A 19571-nucleotide genomic window follows, 5' to 3' on the forward strand; every position below is an offset into this window, starting at 1 on the left:
ATTATCCTTTCATTAACTTGAGAAATTCTGCCAATGTTTGCCGCCAAATTTGGCGATTTTTGACAGTTAAAAATTGCTTACTACTGCGTAAAAATAAATGGCGTCGATGATGGGAAAACTTTTCTTGATCATATCGACGATAAAATAACGTTTCTGCTTCAATAATAGAGCGATAACGTTGAGAACTCATTGTACGATAATCTAAAACAGACAATTCTTGTTTTAGGTGGACTGGTAAGACTTCAATCTTTTTATTGGCTTGATTCAATTGATAAAAGAACCAATGATCTAAATAGTCCAAAGGAAATTCTTCCGAAAATCCTTCCAACCAGCGCAGTGTTTCTGCCGTAATGACTGTACCAGAATTGATAGCCATCAACGGTTGGTTGGCTATCCCTGCTGTTGGCTTTGCTCCTTTAAGTCCAACATATTGATCACTATATACTGGCGAAATTTGTTGTCCATTTGCTTCTACAATTGGAACATAGACTGCCACAGTCGGATCTAACGGCATGATGATCAACGTATCAAAATAAGAAGCTGGCACTTCTGTGTCTTGGTCAAGGAGCAACAATAATTCACATTGATTCGCTTGACTAAAAGCAATCGCTTCATTATAAGCGGTCGCTAGGCCTGGATTATCAGGATTATGTCGATAAGTAACATTTTGTTGTAAAAATAATGCATCTTCTTGAGGAAGTGGGCTGTTGTCATAAATAAATAAGTGCAATTCGGGGTGATTTACCACTTCTTTTAATAACAAATAATTCGGCGTATCAGCCATTTTCATTTGATATAAGACGATGACTACCGCTAATCTTTGACTCATTAAAAGAACCTCCAGCCCCATTTGTTAAAAAATTTTCCCATTGATTGCATAAAGATTTTAAACAATTTTCGACTTTTATGGGCGCCCTTTTCATACATGTGAACAACCGTTTCAAAAGGCGTATAGAGAATCCGATAGCCTGCTTTGCCAAAGCGTAAACATAAATCGTTGTCTTCAAAGTACATGAAGAAACGTTCATCGAACCCACCAATTTCAACGAATTTTTCACGATCAATCAGCATAAAACAGCCTGAGCCCATTTTAATATCCGTTGTTTCTGTATCCGACAAATCGCGACATTCATAAATACTCAAACGTTTATCAAAAATTTTCTTTACAAATTGAAAGGGAATAAAACGTAACATATAATCGAAAACATCTAATTTTTGACGAACTAAATATTGCGTCGTGCCATCTTCATTTAGCACTTTAGGGCTAACGACTGCAATGTTCTTATCTATTTTGATACGGTCTAATAGACGATCAAGCACGTCTTTAGTAACCAAAACATCGGGATTAAAAATAATTGCATACTTTGTCGAAGCATTGAATAACACTTGATTATGACCATGACCAAACCCTTGATTTTCTTCAGCGCGATGGATAGTAATAAATGGTTCATATGTTGTTAATTTTTCAAGATACGCTGTTTCAGAATGATTGTCATAGATATGAATATCATAGATACTATCAGTACCTAGTTCGGCTTTTAATTGGTCTAGTACATTAAAAATGTAACGACTATTATAAGTGACAATCGAGATTGTTACCATTTCTTGCATGCTCATTTCTCCTTACTACTGAAACATCGTCTTAAAAAAAAAGCATATGTTTCACACATATACTTTTTTAAGTTTAATGGAATTATATCATAGGTTTACGCTCTCGCAAAGCAACCTAAAGATTTCTTTACTTTCTCTTAGAATGCTTGCCAAGTCGCTTTTTCATTTGCTCCTGACGATATTCACGATTCCCTAAAATCCGTAACAAATACATCAACGGTTGATGCCCTTCGCCAACTAGACCGATTAGTTCAATAAATAGTTCTAAGCCAATTAAACAAAAGACAATTAATAAAATTGATGCTACTGTACTTGAATAGCTGAACAATAAAGAGACAAAGGAAAAAACTAACGCTAATGCATAAATAGTCATGACCGCCCCTTTATGGGTAAAACCTAAAGATAACAAGCGGTGATGCAAATGCATTTTATCTGCTGAGGAAATGGGCTTCTTGTTCAATAGCCGTCGAATAATTGCATAAACCGTATCCGTAATTGGCACACCTAAAATCACCATTGGCGTAATTACCGTAATAAACGTAGCATTTTTCAAGCCCTGTAACGACATTACTGCAATCATAAACCCGAGGAATAACGCCCCGGTATCTCCTAGAAATATTTTAGCCGGATAAAAATTGTATGGGAAAAATCCCGCAATGCTCGCAACTAAAATAAAAATAACAATTGGAATATAGACCGTTTTAGCATGTAGGAAAAAATACCCTGTAATACCAATCGTGGTTAATCCAATAATGGATACGCCTGATGCTAAACCATCCAAACCATCAATTAAATTTACTGCATTCGTAATCGCTAAAATCCACAATAAAGTTAGTGGTAAACTAAACCAGCGTAAATCAATCATTCCAACAACTGGCAACGTCACAAAATCTATCCGAATTCCAGCAACAAAATAAATAACTAATGCTGCTAACAAAATACCGATTGTTTTTTTCATTGGAGTAATCTCTTTAATATCATCAATGAGGCCTGTCAAAACAACCATTCCACCAGCCAAAATAATCGGCCAAATATAATCTTGTGGGATAATCGAACGAAAAATCAATAAACATGAACTAGCAAAAGCAATGTAGATTGCAAGTCCTCCTGCTGTAGGCATATTTTTGGTATTGATTCGTCGCTCTCCTGGTGCATCATAGGCGCCAATCCGAAACGCTAGAAGCTTAACAAGTGGTGTTAATAGCAAAGATAAGATAAATGTCATAAATAAACGTATCAAAACTTCATAAATAAATAGTGACATAGTCGAACCCACTTTCTTCTCGTTCAGGGTATATTATACCGTAAACTGAAGCATTTACAAGCTGAAACATGTGTTCTGGCAACGGTTTAGACTTTTTTAAAGAAATCCATTTATTTTTTCTTTTTAAACCATCTAAACAAGCGTTGTTCAAAACTTGGTTGTTTCTTTTCTTTATCTCCAGATAAGTATTCATCGACAACAGCGTTGACAATTGCTCCTAAAATAATAATCGTGGCAGCAAAATTCAGCCATAACATTAAGATGATAAAACTCCCGATGATTTGATAACTTGCGATTCTAGAACTAAAATATTTTACGTACAAACCAAAAATTTGTGATAATAGCATCCAACCGACTGTCGAAAAAATAGCCCCTGGCAAAATAGAACGTAACGATAATTTCCGATTAGGAACGACCGCATAAATCAAACACATAATCACTAATAAAACAACGGTCGTTAACGGCCATTTTAACGCTTGGAAAGTATCGATCACAGACGTTGAGTAATGGAAAATTGGTTGCAGTAATTCAATAATGTACTGACCCAGACCTAAAATTACTACTACACCAACAATCGCTACCATAAATAACAAAATAACTAAAAATGAGACCACTCTTACGAGAATAAAATTTTTCCTTTGTTCGACACCAAAAGCTTTATTCATCGCGTTTTGTAGTGCATTAATACTTTGACTGGCACTCCAAAATGCTGCTAAAGCGGAAACAGAAAGCAACCCGCCTGAACGTTGAGTCAATAGTGAACGAATCGCTGGTTCTAAGTTCTTATAAACATCTTTCGGAATCGCCTCTGCAATATAAGGTAACACAGAATTAGGGTCGATTCTTAAATAAGGTAAGACATTACCTACCGCAATCAGTAATGGAAACAGCGAGAGTAATAAATAATAGGCAACAACCACTGAGCTGTTGCCTATTTCGGCTGTGACCATGTGACTTTGCGTTGTCTCAATAAAACGCATCAAAGATTGATTTTTTTTGATGTTGTCGAGAAACTTCATCACACACTCTCCTTATTAATAAGTCAATTCTTCGCCTTGTGACGTTAAGATTCTTGGACCTTCTTTCGTAATCGCTAATGAATGTTCATATTGACAACTTAGACCGCCATCTTCAGTATAAGCAGTCCAACCATTTGGGTCCATTTTCATGCGCCAAGTTCCTGTGTTAACCATTGGCTCAATGGTAATAACCATTCCCTCTTTTAAACGTAGTCCTTTACCTGCTTCACCATAGTGAGGAATCATTGGACTTTCATGGATAGTTGGGCCAATGCCGTGACCTACAAAGTCGCGAACTACCCCGTAGCCTTCTCCTTCTACATACGTTTGAATTGCATGACCAATGTCGCCAATTCTATTTCCTACTTGTGCTTGTTCAATCCCAAGATATAGCGCTTTTTTGGTTACTTCCATCAAGCGGTCAATTTCAGGTGTTGATTCACCCACGACATAAGACCAGCATGAATCAGAGATTGCGCCCTTTAAGTCGACACACATATCTACTTTGATTAGGTCGCCATCTTTTAATACTTTTTTACGAGGAAATCCGTGGCAAATTTCGTCGTTGATACTACAACAAGTAGCATATTTGTAACCTTCATAGCCAATTTGAGCCGCCACGCCACCATGACTTTCAATAAAGTCTCTCACAAATACTTCAATATCCCAGCTTGTAATGCCAGGTTTAATAAACGTCCGTAAATGACGGTGAACATCCGCTAATAATTCCCCTGATTCATCCATCATTTCAATTTCTCGTGGTGATTTTAATGTAATCATACTATCTCTCCTAAACTTGTTTCATTCAAATTATTTTATCACATTTTTTGCAAAAAAGATTGTTCAAACACCAATTTTCAAAAAGTCCCTTAATAAAAGCACTCGCTAGTCTTTTATAAGAAATGCGCATCTGCTATAATAAGTGACAGAATTGTATGAGGGGGAAGAAAGTTTATGACGTTAGCTAAAATTGTGTATGCAAGCATGACTGGGAATACAGAAGAAATTGCCGACATTGTTGCAGAAGCATTTGAAGATTTAGAATTAGAGGTCGAAATTGATGAGTGTACGCAAGTCGATGCCGCTGATTTTGAAGAGGCCGATATCTGTGTAGTAGCTACATATACGTATGGTGATGGCGATTTACCTGATGAAATTGTCGACTTTTATGAAGACTTACAAGAGATTGATTTATCAGGAAAAATCTTCGGCGTTTGTGGTTCAGGAGACACGTTTTATGATGATTTTTGTAAATCGGTGGACGACTTCGAAGCAGTCTTTACTCAAATTGGGGCAAAAAAAGGCGCCGACAGCGTTAAAGTTGATCTAGCCGCTGAAGAAGACGACATCCAACGTTTAGAAGAATTTGCGAAAAAATTAGCAACTGCTGCAGAATAACTACGTTGAAATAAATAAAAAAACACCAGAGAAAAATGGCTAGTTCCCATTTTTCTCTGGTGTTTTGATATTCCTAATTTAAAAATAAAATACTGTAATTTAAAGCTGCCGCAAAAGTAACCCAAAGAATATAAGGAATCATCAACCAGCCACGCGTTATTAATTTATAACGCAAGTAGTCCCACTGTTGAACTATTAATAATAGCCATAACAATGAGATATCAATCACAGATAATAAATTATTTTGTAAAGAAAAAAAGAAAAATGTCCAGAAAAAGTTTGCAATAAATTGTAAAATAAATAGCGTAATCATCCGTTTTTTCTGTTGTTTATTTGGATGAACTAAGATGAAATAAAAAGTAATGCCCATAAAAATATACAACACCAACCACACTGGTCCAAATAACCAGCCTGGCGGAGCAAAACTTGGTAATCTCAACGCTTGATAATATTCTCTCGCATTTACTGAAAATAAGCCCGACAAGAGCCCTAGTCCGGTAATTCCTACAATACTTATCCATAAACGCTTATCTTTCACTCGGTTCATGTTTTTTGCCCCTTTCTATTTCTCTTCTTTACTGTAGCATGGTTGCGAATAATCTACCATTAATACACTTAACAAAAAAAGACCGTTCTTTTAAGAAACAGTCTTTTGCTGTAACCTCACAGAAGTTATCAGCATGAGGTTACACTTTTTTTAATTTTTATAGGTCAATATCAATTGGTTCATCTCGTTCAAGAATTGCTTCAATACTATCTTTCATTAAATGAATGATTTGTTCTTCTGAAGGATGGATAATTCCAGAAGTCATCAATGCAGCCACACCAGTAGCGACCACCCATGTTCCCATGTGTAAAGAGTCAATTTGAACATCGTTTAAATTAGCATACTCAGGATCGGCTTTTACCGCTTCAGTAAAATAGTGATAAGAGAATTCTTGCATTTTTTTGCCGCCACCATATTCTTCTAAATAAAGCGCACGGTATAGCTTACTTTCACTTGTCGCAAAATGAATATAGTTTAAAGCCAAATCAACAATTGTATTCCCAGTATGTTTTACTGGAAAGACTTCTTTCGCTAAGTATTTATGAATTTTTTGGAATAAAGCATCGCGTAAATCATCCATGTTTTTAAATTCCAAATAAATCGGTTGGGTGGAACATTTCATTTTATTAGCAATATTACGTGCAGTGAACTTCGAAAATCCTTCAGTGGCGACTACTTCATAGGCAGCTGTTAAAATCTGCTCTTTCGTAATGGTTTTTTTTCTTGCCATAATTCCCTATCCCCTTTATTCATTCATATACAACGCTTCCAAATAAATGCTTATGGTTATTGTAACACGATTTTTCTATTATGCAAAATTAGAACAACTCTTTGTACAAAAGTTCACTGAGCGGGAGCACGACAACTTTTACCCCAACTTAAAATAACAGTTGATAAAGGCTTTATTTCGTTGAGTTCCCTGCTCTTCCGTGTTATGATATGAGCAGTCATTACCCATCAAAATGAAGGAGGAATCACGAATGACCTTAGAGAATTTTAATGAAAATCTAAAGAAATATGCACGTTTAATTGCTGAAACGGGTGTCAATGTTCAGGACAATCATACGGTTGTTTTACAAATCAGTGTTGATCAAGCGCCCCTTGCCCGCTTAATTACGGAAGAAGCTTATCGCTTAGGTGCGGCCGAAGTAATTGTTCAATGGAGTGACGAAACCATTCAACGTGAATTTTTAGCTCATGCTGCAACTGATCGTATTGAAAATGTTCCTCAATATAAAATTGATCAAACCGATGATTGGATTGCCAAAGGCGCAAGCCGAATTAGCGTGGTTTCTTCTAATCCTGATGCATTAGCTGGCGTGGATGCACAACGTGTAGCAGCTTTCCAAGCGGCTAATGGGAAAGCATTGGTCAACCTACGAAAAGCAACGCAAGCCAACAAAGTAAGTTGGACTGTTGTAGCTGCTGCTAGTGAAGGTTGGGCAGCTAAAGTCTTTCCAGAATTAGCAACAAGTGAAGAACAAGTTGATGCACTTTGGAATGAAATTTTCAAAACAACACGAATTTATGAAGAAAACCCAGTCATTGCTTGGGATATCCATGATAAAAAATTACAAGAAAAAGCGGCTGAATTAAACGAACAACAATTTACTGCTTTACACTACACAGCTCCTGGAACAGATTTAACGATTGGTTTGCCTAAAAACCATTTATGGGAAGGCGCTGGTAGTTATAACGCGCGTGGGGAAGAATTCATGGCTAATATGCCAACAGAAGAAGTTTTCACCGCCCCAGATAGTCGCCGCGTTGATGGTTATGTTTCTAGTACAAAACCACTAAGTTATGCTGGCACAATCATTTCGGGAATGAAATTTACATTTAAAGATGGAAAAGTTGTTGACTTCTCAGCTGAACAAGGCGAAGAAGCATTGAAAAATCTCTTAGCTATTGATGAAGGTGCCAAACACTTAGGAGAAGTTGCTTTAGTACCAGACCCTTCACCAATTTCACAATCCGGTTTGATTTTTTATAATACATTGTTCGATGAAAACGCCTCTAATCATTTAGCCTTTGGTTCGGCCTATGCCTTCAACTTACAAGGCGGCACGGAGATGAGCGAAGAAGAATTAGCTGAAGCTGGTTTAAATCGTAGCCAAACACATGTGGACTTTATGGTAGGATCTGACAAAATGAATATTGACGGCATTAAGGAAGACGGGACGATTGTTCCAGTTTTTAGAAATGGCGATTGGGCATAAATTTAAAAAAGAAGCAAGCCGTAAAAAATAACGGCTTGCTTCTTTTTATTTCAAATAAAAAAAGGCTTCTCAGCCTTGATACGTTACTTATTCAATCAGACACATGGCGGCACTTGCTTAGTGCTGCTTCCTTCCGGATCTGACACAATTCACTAGCCCGCCATTGTCCTAGCCTTTCGGCAAAACCTAGTATAACGTATTTTTATTCTTTTGACTAGTCTTTCTTTTGATTTTTTAAAAGTTTCTCTTCTTTTTTCTTTGCCCGTAACTTTTTAAAGAACTGAACTAGCAATAAGCGACACTCTTCTTCTAAAACGCCTGCTTCGACATAGGCCACATGATTGAAGCGTTCATCTTCTAATAAATTCATCAAAGTCCCAGCAGTGCCTGCTTTAGGATCGGTTGCGCCATAATAAACTTCTGGAATTCGTGCTAAAAGCATCGCCCCACTACACATTGGACAAGGCTCTAAAGTTACAAATAATTTGGTTTCTTCTAGACGCCAATTTTCTATCCCGCGACACGCTTCTTGGATTGCATACATTTCTGCATGCGCCGTTGCTTCTTGCCGTGCTTCTCTCAGATTATGCCCGCGGCCAATAATTTCCCCTTGACGAACTATCACAGCTCCAATAGGCACCTCAGCCAAACCTTCTGCTTTTTTCGCTTCTGCAATGGCTTCTCGCATAAAAAATTCTTTTTCTTCTTGTGTTAACGTTGTTTCTTTTTTTCCCAATTAATTTCCACCTTTCGGCTTTTTCCCACTAAACTTCTGTCTTGCTTCATGGTACAATAAATCAGTGAGGTGTGTCTATGATTATTGAAAATTTATCTCAGCTTTATCCCAAAGGCTATTTATCAAAAACAATTGGTTCCGAAGCCACCTATTCAATTCCTGTTGACGACCAATTTTTCATTGTGAATAAAGCTTTCTTAAGCATTAAAGAACAGCATTTGTTGGAAGCGCTTTTTCCAATTTCTGAAAACCCAACAATTACTGGTAACCATCCTTGGTTCAGTTACTTATTTCAACAGGCAAAATTACCTGCCGAAGGGACCTTTCGTATGTTGCAAATTCAAACGAATGTCCCAAAAGAATTACAAGCTGAATGGCAATTTAATTTAACAAAGATGTTTCCAGATACAGTTGATTGTTTCAGTCCAAGTAATAATATGTATATTTTAGTTGAAGAACAGTCAAAAAATACCTTTCAACAAGAAGAAATTCAAGGGATCTTTTTAACATTAGATACAGACTTTGATTGCACTAGTGCTGTATTTGTTGGCAATTTTTATTCCTCTGAAGACATTCTCCGGCGTTGTTTCCATGAAGAACAACGTATTTTTTCAGAAGAACTTAATTCCTCTAGCCGGACGACTGTTTTTAGTTTAACCGATGTCGCCCTCCACTATTTTACCAAGGAAGCCATGAGCCAAAATGTACTTGTTGAGTATTATCGTCGTTTATTAAATAAAGACACCGATATTCAGCCAATCATCAGCGCTTTGTGGAAAAATCAAGGCAATATCAGCTCCACTGCAAAAGATTTATTTATGCATCGAAATACTTTACACTATCGGTTGGAAAAGTTTTTTGAACAAACTGGCTTATCTTTAAAAAAAATGGATGATTTAATCTTTTGTTATTTGTTATTAAGAAAGTAGCACGTCCATTTTTTACTCGTATGTTTTTTATTCCCAATTAGAAAGTAGGCGTTCCAATGAAAATTACCGCATATGTCGCTAGTGCATTTAGTAAAAACCACGAAGGTGGCAACAAAGCAGGCGTTGTTTTTATGACACAGCCCTTAACGAGAACCAAAAAAATGGCCATCGCCAAAGAACTAGGATTTGCAGAAACTGCTTTTATTTCAGACTCAAAGATTGCTGATTTCCGCCTTGAATATTTTACACCAAAAGAAGAAGTCGACTTATGTGGCCACGCGACAATTGGCGCTTTCACCATTATGAAGCACTTAAATAAATTATTGCAAACAGCATATACAATCGAAACGAACAGCGGTTTGCTCGCAATCACGGCGAACGATGAACAACTATTTATGGAACAAACTGTCCCAACTTTTTATGATACGCTCACTTTAGAAGAATTGAGCGGCTGCTTTGATTTAAACGCAGTGGCAACTTCTTTTCCTATCCAGATTGTGTCAACGGGTCTAAAAGATATTTTGGTTCCCATTAAAAATGCGCAATTATTACAGGATTTACAACCAAACTTTGAAAAAATTAAGTTACTTAGTCAAAAGTATGGAGTTATTGGGATGCATCTTTTTGCTTTGTCTGAAGAAAATATCATTTGTAGGAATTTTGCACCCCTTTATGACATCGATGAAGAAGCCGCTACTGGTACATCAAATGGTGCGTTAGCTTGTTATCTGCACCATCACCAAATTTTACAAAAAACCAATTACACTTTCGCCCAAGGTTATACCTTAAACGCTCCTTCAGAAGTCTTAGTGCGTTTGAACACTACACCTCAAAAGACAATTGATCAAGTTCTAGTTGGTGGCAGAGGCTATTATGTTGAAACAAAAGAATTATTTTTATAAAAAAAAGATGGCCTAGGCCATCTTTCTTACTTCATTGCATCTTCAATAAATGTGAAAAAGCGTTCTTTTAAAGAATCTGTATTGTCTTTAACTTTTTCGCCATATTCAGCTAATTTTGAACCGCCATCTTTCACACGATCCACAACATTTAAAACAGAATCTAATTCATCATCGGATAAATCATCGACAATCGATAATAATTTTTGGTTTCCATCAAATTTATCGTCTACAAACTTTTTAACTTTATAACGATTGGAAACATGAGATACCTTCTTAATAATTTTTTCAGAAGCGATGACTGCAACAGAGACACTTGCAACTGCAGCAATGCTTAAACCGATACCAATTTTTGTTGATGCTTTCATTTCCTTCAGCTCCTCTGTTATTTTCTACTTTAATCATAACATATTATTACTTTTATGCGTAATAGAAAGACCTTTGCTGGCACTTAGTCCCGTCGGTTATTGCCACCAAATAAAATAACCAAACGTAAAAGTTGTAAAAAGGTCGAAAGCGCCGCTGCTACGTAGGTAAGTGCAGCTGCAAAAAGAACTTTTCTGGCCATTGGGACTTCTTCTTCTGTTAATAACCCACCTTCAGAAAGAATACTTAATGCACGTCTAGACGCATTAAACTCCACCGGTAAGGTCACCAATTGAAAAATCAAGGCTAATGAAAAAGCCAAAATTCCAATGTTGATTAATGTTTGATTCCAACTAAATAATACACCAATCAAAATTAGTGGAAAGGAGATGGTTGAGCCAATGTTGGCAACTGGAACAATAGCTGCACGAAGACGTAAAGGCACATAGTTCGTATGATCTTGTACCGCATGTCCGCATTCATGAGCCGCCACGCCAATAGCCGCGACCGATGTCGATTGAGCAGTGGCTTCGGATAAGCTCAACATTTTGTTTCCAGAATTATAATTGTCAGTTAAATCACCAGCAATTTGCTGAACTCCAACATCATTAATTTGTTCTTTTTGTAAAATATATTGTGCTGCCTGCGTGCCTGTAACATGTTTACTGCTTCGTACTTGATCATATTTACGAAAGGTACTGTTAACATATGCGGAGGCCGCACCAGAAATCGCAATTCCGATAATTACCAATATATAGGTTGGATCGATTCCAAAATAAAAGGGCATCATTGTCCTCTACCTCCATCTTTTTTTCTTTATTGTAGCATGATAGTGAAAAAAAGGGAGCGACAAACGTTGTCTTTTGTTTAAAAAAATGATGAATTTTTCAAGAAAGTGCCAAAACTAACAAAAGTGTCACTCAATTAACGGAAAAAAATATGGCAAATTTCCCAAAAAAAAGGCATACTATTCCTTGAGGTGAGGAAAATGAAAACATTACTAAAAATATTAATTCCCATAGTCATTTTAGCTGGCGGTAGCTGGGGCGTTTATAATTACTATTACGGCGGAGAAGCCTACTATACACAAATCACAACATCTGGTGAAAAGAAAGATGAAAAATCAGCTTCTGGTGAACCGACGACTTTGTATTACTATCAACAACCTGCGTTTAATAAAAACGGTGAAGAAAAGACCGTTGAATTAAACGAATATCGTGATCAACCTTTGCGTATGAAAGCCTATCTAAAATTGAAAGTCAATCCCCGTAAAGGTGTGATCAGCTGGAATGAAGTGACAGAAAAAGAAGTCCCAGAAAAAGCTTTGGAAAAATTAAAATAAAGAAAAAAGCCGTTGGTCGATTGCCAACGGCTTTTTTCTTTATAATTGATTACTAATTTTTTCGATATTTTTTAGCATGATGGACACTGTGCCATCTGGATTATTAACAAATTCAATTAAATCCCCATTGCGGTAAACATCTAACGGAACAATTAATTCAATACCGTTATCCATTTTTAACTTTTGTTTGCCAAATTTCTTTTCAGAAATTTCGCGAGATTCTCTGACTGGCGGTGTTTTGTCGACAAACTTCGACTCATTCACTTCTTCTTGGTAAGCTAATTTAGCTGATACATTTTCTTTAAACACTTGCTCAGCAATTTGCTCATTGTCAATCGTTCCCGTTTCCTCAATGCTATCATATACCGCTTCTTTTACCGAAGCCATTAGTTCAAACTCATCTTCGTTAAATTTCTTTCCAATGCGTTTGACTGCCTTTTTAATTTCTTTGATATTTTCTTCCATGGAAGGTGCCGCTTGTGTCTCAATCACTTTTTCAGAGAAATACCAGATTTTTTCTCCTGAAAATTCATATCTTTTCTCTAGTAATTCAAACGCTAATGTATCTAAGTCAACCGTAATCCCTTCATCTGGTTTTTGTGATTTTGAAGACAAAATTGCTCGGTTGATAATCAGTTTGTTATAAACGGATTCTTCTTCATAGTCGACGTAATGCGTGTAACTTTCTTTATAGTTTAATTTAATCATTGCGACATGTAACACCGTATCTAATTCATATAAAATGAACAAAATATCAGCACTAGGCGCATCTTCGCTTCCTGAATAAACATCATACCAATGTTGGGTAACTTCTTGGCTTTTCTTCACAAAATCACTAGGAATCCCACGTAACGTGTCTACAAAGGAACTATTTTCCGCCAATGTTCCAGTCTTTGTTTGTGCAGTCGAAAGTTTTGAAATTTTTGCAGTTAAATACGTTCGAATATACTCAGTGGTTAAATCTAGTTCCTTTTCAGAGAAAACCGGCGTCCCAGTTTCTCGATCAATAATGTGTAAAATTGCTTTTTTTAAATAAATATCCATTTTTACGCTCTCCTTTTCTCAACCTTTTTAGTCTAACTGAATGAGAGAAAAAAGCCAATAGTTTCTATAAAAAGAAGAAGAATTCGTAGACATTTTTCTACGAATTCTTCTTTACTTAAAAAAGCGATTACCCTTCTTCGCTGTATAACATCCCTGTCGATTCATCAACTGGATCGACTTTATTAAAGATGCCTTTCTTTCTGAAAATATAAGTTAAGCCCATTGGTACGATAATGGCAATCACCATTGCGACTAAAAACGGCAAGTAATATTGTGGCACAATAGATAAAATTCCTGGCAAGCCACCGACGCCGATACTTGTCGCACGAACGCCCATTAAAGTGGCAAACATTCCTGCCATTGCCGAACCAATCATGCCCGCAACAAATGGATAAACATATTTTAAGTTGATCCCAAACATCGCTGGTTCAGTCACACCTAGGTAACAAGAAATCATTGCTGGAATCGAAACTTGTTCTTCTTTTTTGTTTCCACGATGCATAAAGATAACTGCTAAAACCGCTGAACCTTGTGCAATATTTGATAGAGCAATCATTGGCCATAAGTTGGTTGACTGAAAGTCAGCAATCAACTGTAAATCAATAGCATTGCTCATATGATGCAACCCAGTGATGACTAATGGTGCGTACATAAAGCCAAAGACGGCGCCAAATAACCAATTAAATGTTGACGTTAATCCTGCATTTACAATATCAGAAACCCAACTACCAATCGTCCAACCAATTGGTCCTAAAATGACATGTGCAGCCAATACTGTTGGTACTAAAGCAAACAATGGGACAAAAATCATTGAAATTGCTTGAGGAATCACTTTTCTAAAGAAAATTTCAAGATAGGCAAGCAAGAAGCCGGCTAACATGGCTGGGATAACTTGCGCTTGATAACCAATCATGTTAACTTGTGCAAACCCAAAATCCCAGAAAGGAATTTCTGCTGCTTTAGTCGTCGCAACTGAATAAGCATTCAGAAGTTGTGGTGAGACTAATGTAATCCCTAGGACAATCCCCAAAATTTGTGTGGTTCCCATTTTCTTCGTAATACTCCACGTAATCCCAACTGGCAAGAAGTGGAAAATTGCTTCGCCGATTAACCATAAGAATGAATTGACTCCATTCCAAAATTGAGAAACTTCCACGATTGTTTGACCATCAAGAAAGCCAAATGGAACCCCTTCCAAAATATTGCGGAATCCTAAAATCAATCCCCCGATAACAAGTGCAGGAATTAATGGTGTAAAAATCTCAGCTAAAACAGAAACAACTCGTTGAACAGGACTCAAATTACTTTTGGCAGCTGCTTTCCCTTCTTCTTTTGAAACCCCTTCTAAACCGGAAATTGCAGAAAAATCATTATAAAATTGTGGGACTTCATTCCCAATAATTACTTGAAACTGTCCAGCATTTGTAAAGGTTCCTTTTACAGAAGGAATATCTTCAATCACAGGTACATCCGCTTTTTTTGGATCTTTTAATACAAAACGCATTCGAGTTGCACAATGAGAAACAGCTGAAATATTTTCTTTGCCTCCTACTGCTTTCAACAACTGTTGTGCATCGCTTTGAAACTTACCCATTTTACATTCTCCTCTCAAACTTGTATATACAATTAAGTTGTATATACATCATACTTGATTATTCTTTTTTTGGCAAGCGCTTTCTTTCAAAAAAATAATTTTATTTTTTTACAAATCCCTTGTCTTTTCTTAAAGAGTCAAACAGAACGCTTTTTTAGCTGCTTCTTTATTGCTATACTACAGAAGGAAAAAACGAAAAGGAGTATGAAAAATGTTTTTTAAAGAAATTCATCATGTGGCAATCAATGCCTCAAATTATCAAGCAACTAAAAATTTTTATGTCGAAAAGTTGGGCTTTGAAGTTCTTCGCGAAAATCATCGTCCCGAAAAAAACGATATTAAATTAGATTTAAAATTAGGCAGCCAAGAATTGGAAATTTTTATTTCTGATCAATTTCCCGCTCGCCCCTCTTATCCTGAAGCTTTAGGATTACGTCATTTAGCTTTTAAAGTTGAACATATTGAAGAAGTGATTGCTTTTTTAAATGAGCAAGGAATTGAAACAGAACCGCTACGAGTAGATGATTTTACGGGTGAAAAAATGACCTTCTTTTTTGATCCAGATGGACTACCTTTAGAACTTCATGAATAATAAATAAAGGAGAGAAACAAAATGAAAGATACCTTTCGCTTAGAAAACCAGACGATTTATTTTGGTACAGAACGGGCAATTTCAGCCAGCCCTCAAACGATTTGGTGCTACCTGACTGAGACAGACAAGCTAAAACAATGGTTTCCAGAATTAGAAATTGGTGAATTAGGTGTTAACGGGTTTTGGCGGTTTATTCTGCCCGATTTTGAAGAAACAATGCCTTTCACTGACTATGCAGAGGAAAAATATCTGGGCGTGACTTGGGATACTGGTATCATCTATTTTGACTTAAAAGAACAAGCGCCTCATCAAACCCTGTTAGTCTTTTCAGAATCTCTCCCAGAAAATTTTACAACACCTCGCCATAAAGATATCGCTGGTTGGTCAATTGTTCTCAACCGCTTGAAGCAAGTAGTTGAAACCCCTGATGCAGCACCAGAAAAAATAGATTTTCCGCAAATAGAAAATCATTACTTAGAAAAATTAACGAATTTAGAAAATTAAAAAGTGTGGCACAACGGGTAAATAACCCTCTGTGCCACACTTTTTAAAAACGTAAGATACGCTGATAAACAAATAAACCTAAATCAATTAAGCAAACAACAAAAATTGCCAATAATACAAAAGAGACCCGCAACTCTGCGGCGTACATCCCTCGTAAACTAATTGTTGCCAAACATAACCCAAAAATCGTTGCCATTGTCACTTGTAACACGGTTCCTGGTTTTAGGGCATAAACAAAAATGCCAATCAAACTAGAAACAACGAGGTGTGTCAGTGGCAATTGAAGCCAATTGACAACAAACAGACTGAGGAAACATCCTAAAAGAGTCCCCCAAAAACGTGTCTTAATACGCGTGTTCATTTCTGCCTTCACTGGATGCAAGAGTAGAAAAACATTCATCGGAATCCAAATTATTTTAATGCCTCCTACACTCCACATTAAAATAAAACTCAGCGTAATGGTGAAACTCATACGAATAGCTAAACGAAATCGTTGCACCCTTTCGTCAGGACTTTCTAAAAATTGCTTGAAACTTGTAATCCCAAAAAAAGTCTGTTGTAAGTCGTGCCAGAAATTAATAACCGCCAATTTTTGTTGCTTCATATTTAATTGAATGCTTTTAAAAAAGCGAACATGCCCTCTACTCTTTAAGCTGGTTAGCTGACTTAATCCTGTTTGCCACCAAGCGTTTAGTGTTAAAGCCAATAAAAAAAGACCAATTAAAAAGGCCACAACTTGAGATTGCATCAAAAATGTATTTCCTTTAACCTGAATTAACTGACAAAACGTAAACATCATCAAATAACTATGATACCGCATCGGTGTCGCAGATGAATAAAATAAATAAACAATTAAAAATGTCACACTACTATTTAAAATAATAGACCAGCTAAAGGAACTACTAGCTATAAATGCTAAAAAACTGATCACAAATTGCCTGATACTCATTTTGAGCAGCGCTACAAACGAATAATCTTTTTTATAGTTAATTTTAAACATAATAGTAAATACAGGCACCATAATTAAATAGCTTGGGGAAAATAAAAAATCCAATGTATAAAAACTAACCAAAAAAAAGGCGATGACTGGGAAAATAGCCCAAACATACGCAAAAAATTGCTGACTTTTTGTACTAAAAAAATAAATAACGATCACTCCAATATCGATTCCTTATCCATTGTAACATGCTTGTCAATTCCCTCCTCAAATTGAATATACCAATTCGTTAAAAATAAATAAAAAAGCAAATAAATACGCTTTCATTTCTTGTTTTTTGTGCTATAATCAGCCTATATGATATATCATTTAAAACAAAGGAGCTACTTTCATGAATATTCAAGCGATTGATACGCGACACGGAACTGCCAACCAACATAGTTTTTCAAACGGAAATTGTCTACCCTATACTGGCGTGCCATTTGGGATGAATTTTTACGCCCCGCAAACAACTGACCAAAAGGGCAGCTGGTGGTTTCATCCAGAAGATCGAACATTTCAAGGCTATCGAGTAACGCATCAACCAAGTCCTTGGATGGGTGATTTTAGCCATTTATTAATGACCCCTGTCAGTGGTTCATTGTCGGAACTTTCTTTATTCCATGCCCAAAGTTCTTATCGTCCAGAAGAAAGCCTTTTTTCTCCTGTCGAAATTAACTTAACTCAATTACGCTATCAAATAACTTCTCAATTAATCCCAAGCATGTATGGTGGTATCTTAACCATTGATTATCAACAAAAAGATAATCACTTACTACTAACTCTGCCTGGACGTTATCAAGTAAAACAATTAGATGACCATCAAGTGGCTGTAAAAGTCATCAACTATTCTGGTTGTGAAGATCCAGATTTTAGTTTTTATTTTGTGCTTCATTTTGAACAGCCTTTAACCAAATGGTTTGCCCCTTCTTCAGGTGAAGATGGCAAAATCCTTCTTTCTTTTGGAAATACTGCTCAACAAGTTGTTCATTTTAGTAGTTCATTTATTTCTGAAAAACAAGCGCAGTTAAATTTAGCGCGAGAAATCTCTTTGCGTTCTACTGAGATGCTGCAACAAGGAATCGCAGATTGGCATAATTATTTCGATCGCCTTAAAGTAACGCATGAAAACCCTGAACATACTAAAACGTTTTATCATACACTGTATCGAACATTCCTATTTCCGCAAACCTTTTATGAATTGGACGAAAATCAGCAGCCGATTCATTATGATACGTTCTCGCAAACGGTTCGTCCTGGTGTACTATATACCAATAATGGCTTTTGGGATACTTATAAAACGGTCTACCCATTGTTCTCACTAATTGCTCAAGAAAAATACGAAGAGATGCTAGAAGGCTTTTTAAATAGTTACAACGAAACAGGTTTCTTGCCAAAATGGTTATCTCCAGATGAGCGTGGTTTAATGCCTGGCACCTTGATTGACGCTGTCATTGCTGATGCCGCCGTGAAAAAGATTCGTCCTGACTTGATGCCTCAGTTCCTAGAAGCGATGAAAAAAGGCGCCACACAACAAAGCGAACGAGAAAATTATGGACGTCAAGGAATTCTGGATTATCTAAAATATGGCTATGTTCCTTCAACCTATCATGAATCTGTCAATCATACCTTAGACTATGCGTACAGCGATTTCTGTATTTCGCAAGTTGCAAAAACACTGAATGATTCAGAGACCGCAACATTTTATCGTCAACAAGCCTTGAATTATCAACAACTTTTTAATCCTGAAACTGGCTTTATGCAAGCCAAGAACACTGAAGGCAATTTCCGTCCTGACTTTTTAGATATTCGTTGGGGCAAAGATTACGCCGAAGGAAGTGCTTGGCAATCAAGTTTTGCGGTTTATCAAGATTTTGCAGGTTTGATTAAGCTATATGGTAGCGAGTTAGCTTTCGAAAAAAAATTAATTCAGCTATGCAATCAAGCGCCTAACTTTAACGTTGAAGGCTATGGTTTTGAAATTCATGAAATGAGTGAAATGGCGGCAATTGATTTTGGTCAATTAGCCATCTCAAATCAACCAAGTTTCCATTATCCGTTTCTATTCAGCTACATCGGCAAACCAGAGATGGCTCAACCACTTTTAAAACAACTAATGCAAACATTTGATGCTTCACCAACTGGCTATCCAGGTGATGAAGACAATGGTAGCATGTCTGCTTGGTATATTTTTAATAGCTTAGGCTTTTATCCCGTCACACCAGGAACTGGTGAATATGTAATCGGGATGCCTTTAGTCCAGACGGCGGAAGTAAAACTGTCAAATGGTAAACAATTAACCATTCAGACATCACCAAACAAAGTCCAACAACAATTTATTCATGAAATTCAGTTAAACCAAGAAAAACATACTGCGCCTTACTTTACTCATCAAGAACTATTAAACGGCGGGACTTTAGATTATCAATTAGGGATCGTCCCGAATCCACAAAACACAGCAGAACGACCATTTTCATTAAGTACGGAAAAATAATAAAAAGAAAGATGTTCATAAAAATTGAACATCTTTC

21 protein-coding genes and 1 other RNA gene are annotated in these 19571 nt (G+C 36.6%); 8 read left to right on the top strand and 14 right to left on the bottom strand.

The window, feature by feature from the left end:
- Position 1: 1 nt before the first annotated feature.
- The 5 genes from IGL23_RS08750 to map form a co-directional block, all read right to left on the bottom strand.
- On the bottom strand, positions 2 to 829 hold the full coding sequence (locus IGL23_RS08750; RefSeq protein WP_033594923.1) for a glycosyltransferase: 828 nt from the start codon (positions 827 to 829) through the stop codon (positions 2 to 4).
- Complete coding sequence (locus IGL23_RS08755) at positions 829 to 1617, bottom strand: glycosyltransferase family 2 protein (protein ID WP_002359892.1); 789 nt, start codon at positions 1615 to 1617, stop codon at positions 829 to 831. The genes IGL23_RS08750 and IGL23_RS08755 overlap by 1 nt, the downstream gene beginning before the upstream one ends.
- 121 nt (positions 1618 to 1738) lie before the next feature.
- Positions 1739 to 2875 carry an MraY family glycosyltransferase gene (locus tag IGL23_RS08760; protein ID WP_002366956.1) on the bottom strand — a complete coding sequence of 379 codons (1137 nt, stop codon included), beginning with the start codon at positions 2873 to 2875 and terminating at the stop codon, positions 1739 to 1741.
- Positions 2876 to 2985: 110 nt separating this feature from the next.
- Positions 2986 to 3894, bottom strand: coding sequence for a YihY/virulence factor BrkB family protein (locus IGL23_RS08765; RefSeq protein WP_002383768.1), 909 nt, complete (start codon positions 3892 to 3894; stop codon positions 2986 to 2988).
- 15 nt (positions 3895 to 3909) lie between these two features.
- Positions 3910 to 4674: a type I methionyl aminopeptidase gene (gene map / locus IGL23_RS08770; RefSeq protein ID WP_002356886.1), complete on the bottom strand. Its 765-nt coding sequence runs from the start codon at positions 4672 to 4674 to the stop codon at positions 3910 to 3912.
- A gap of 174 nt (positions 4675 to 4848) precedes the next feature.
- Here map and IGL23_RS08775 point away from each other — a divergent pair, with 174 nt between their 5' ends.
- Complete coding sequence (locus IGL23_RS08775) at positions 4849 to 5292, top strand: flavodoxin (protein WP_002356885.1); 444 nt, start codon at positions 4849 to 4851, stop codon at positions 5290 to 5292.
- A 73-nt stretch (positions 5293 to 5365) separates the two neighbouring features.
- Here IGL23_RS08775 and IGL23_RS08780 read toward each other — a convergent pair whose 3' ends face one another.
- Together IGL23_RS08780 and IGL23_RS08785 are read right to left on the bottom strand one after the other, a co-directional pair.
- Entirely contained in the window at positions 5366 to 5839 is a 474-nt protein-coding gene (locus IGL23_RS08780; RefSeq protein WP_002384294.1) for a TspO/MBR family protein, read from the bottom strand.
- A 157-nt stretch (positions 5840 to 5996) separates the two neighbouring features.
- Positions 5997 to 6569 carry a TetR/AcrR family transcriptional regulator gene (locus tag IGL23_RS08785; RefSeq protein WP_002356883.1) on the bottom strand — a complete coding sequence of 191 codons (573 nt, stop codon included), beginning with the start codon at positions 6567 to 6569 and terminating at the stop codon, positions 5997 to 5999.
- Positions 6570 to 6819: 250 nt separating this feature from the next.
- Between IGL23_RS08785 and IGL23_RS08790 the strand changes: the two genes are divergently transcribed.
- Positions 6820 to 8058 carry an aminopeptidase gene (locus tag IGL23_RS08790; protein WP_002362125.1) on the top strand — a complete coding sequence of 413 codons (1239 nt, stop codon included), beginning with the start codon at positions 6820 to 6822 and terminating at the stop codon, positions 8056 to 8058.
- Positions 8059 to 8146: 88 nt separating this feature from the next.
- Here IGL23_RS08790 and ffs read toward each other — a convergent pair.
- Positions 8147 to 8233: signal recognition particle sRNA small type (ffs, locus tag IGL23_RS08795), an RNA gene on the bottom strand.
- A 39-nt stretch (positions 8234 to 8272) separates the two neighbouring features.
- On the bottom strand, positions 8273 to 8794 hold the full coding sequence (tadA, locus tag IGL23_RS08800) for a tRNA adenosine(34) deaminase TadA (protein ID WP_033594921.1): 522 nt from the start codon (positions 8792 to 8794) through the stop codon (positions 8273 to 8275).
- 77 nt (positions 8795 to 8871) lie between these two features.
- On the opposite strand from tadA, the gene IGL23_RS08805 reads away from it, so the two are divergent.
- The gene (locus IGL23_RS08805; protein WP_002398570.1) at positions 8872 to 9723 is read left to right on the top strand and encodes a PucR family transcriptional regulator; all 852 of its coding nucleotides are present in this window, start codon (positions 8872 to 8874) and stop codon (positions 9721 to 9723) included.
- Between the two features lie 56 nt (positions 9724 to 9779).
- Positions 9780 to 10625, top strand: coding sequence for a PhzF family phenazine biosynthesis protein (locus tag IGL23_RS08810; protein ID WP_033594919.1), 846 nt, complete (start codon positions 9780 to 9782; stop codon positions 10623 to 10625).
- A 26-nt stretch (positions 10626 to 10651) separates the two neighbouring features.
- Here IGL23_RS08810 and IGL23_RS08815 read toward each other — a convergent pair whose 3' ends face one another.
- Positions 10652 to 10990 carry a hypothetical protein gene (locus IGL23_RS08815; protein ID WP_002356871.1) on the bottom strand — a complete coding sequence of 113 codons (339 nt, stop codon included), beginning with the start codon at positions 10988 to 10990 and terminating at the stop codon, positions 10652 to 10654.
- Positions 10991 to 11073: 83 nt separating this feature from the next.
- Positions 11074 to 11778 (bottom strand): zinc metallopeptidase, encoded by a 705-nt coding sequence (locus IGL23_RS08820; protein ID WP_002384290.1) that lies wholly within the window; start codon positions 11776 to 11778, stop codon positions 11074 to 11076.
- Between the two features lie 198 nt (positions 11779 to 11976).
- Between IGL23_RS08820 and IGL23_RS08825 the strand changes: the two genes are divergently transcribed.
- Complete coding sequence (locus IGL23_RS08825; RefSeq protein WP_002384289.1) at positions 11977 to 12330, top strand: YxeA family protein; 354 nt, start codon at positions 11977 to 11979, stop codon at positions 12328 to 12330.
- A gap of 39 nt (positions 12331 to 12369) precedes the next feature.
- On the opposite strand, the gene IGL23_RS08830 is transcribed toward IGL23_RS08825, so the two are convergent.
- Together IGL23_RS08830 and treP are read right to left on the bottom strand one after the other, a co-directional pair.
- Positions 12370 to 13374 carry a nucleoid-associated protein gene (locus tag IGL23_RS08830; RefSeq protein ID WP_002356866.1) on the bottom strand — a complete coding sequence of 335 codons (1005 nt, stop codon included), beginning with the start codon at positions 13372 to 13374 and terminating at the stop codon, positions 12370 to 12372.
- A 127-nt stretch (positions 13375 to 13501) separates the two neighbouring features.
- Complete coding sequence (gene treP / locus IGL23_RS08835) at positions 13502 to 14968, bottom strand: PTS system trehalose-specific EIIBC component (protein WP_033594918.1); 1467 nt, start codon at positions 14966 to 14968, stop codon at positions 13502 to 13504.
- 211 nt (positions 14969 to 15179) lie between these two features.
- Here treP and gloA2 point away from each other — a divergent pair, with 211 nt between their 5' ends.
- Complete coding sequence (gloA2, locus tag IGL23_RS08840; RefSeq protein ID WP_002356864.1) at positions 15180 to 15560, top strand: SMU1112c/YaeR family gloxylase I-like metalloprotein; 381 nt, start codon at positions 15180 to 15182, stop codon at positions 15558 to 15560.
- A gap of 21 nt (positions 15561 to 15581) precedes the next feature.
- A complete protein-coding gene (locus IGL23_RS08845) occupies positions 15582 to 16064 on the top strand; it encodes an SRPBCC family protein (RefSeq protein WP_033594916.1) in 483 nt (160 codons plus the stop codon).
- A 43-nt stretch (positions 16065 to 16107) separates the two neighbouring features.
- Here IGL23_RS08845 and IGL23_RS08850 read toward each other — a convergent pair whose 3' ends face one another.
- A complete protein-coding gene (locus tag IGL23_RS08850) occupies positions 16108 to 17220 on the bottom strand; it encodes an FUSC family protein (RefSeq protein WP_010825381.1) in 1113 nt (370 codons plus the stop codon).
- Between the two features lie 172 nt (positions 17221 to 17392).
- Between IGL23_RS08850 and IGL23_RS08855 the strand changes: the two genes are divergently transcribed.
- Complete coding sequence (locus IGL23_RS08855) at positions 17393 to 19534, top strand: GH92 family glycosyl hydrolase (RefSeq protein ID WP_033594913.1); 2142 nt, start codon at positions 17393 to 17395, stop codon at positions 19532 to 19534.
- Positions 19535 to 19571 lie beyond the last annotated feature (37 nt).

Origin of the sequence: Enterococcus sp. MSG3299, from assembly GCF_050555765.1 — a bacterium.
In the GTDB taxonomy this organism is placed as follows: domain Bacteria; phylum Bacillota; class Bacilli; order Lactobacillales; family Enterococcaceae; genus Enterococcus; species Enterococcus faecalis.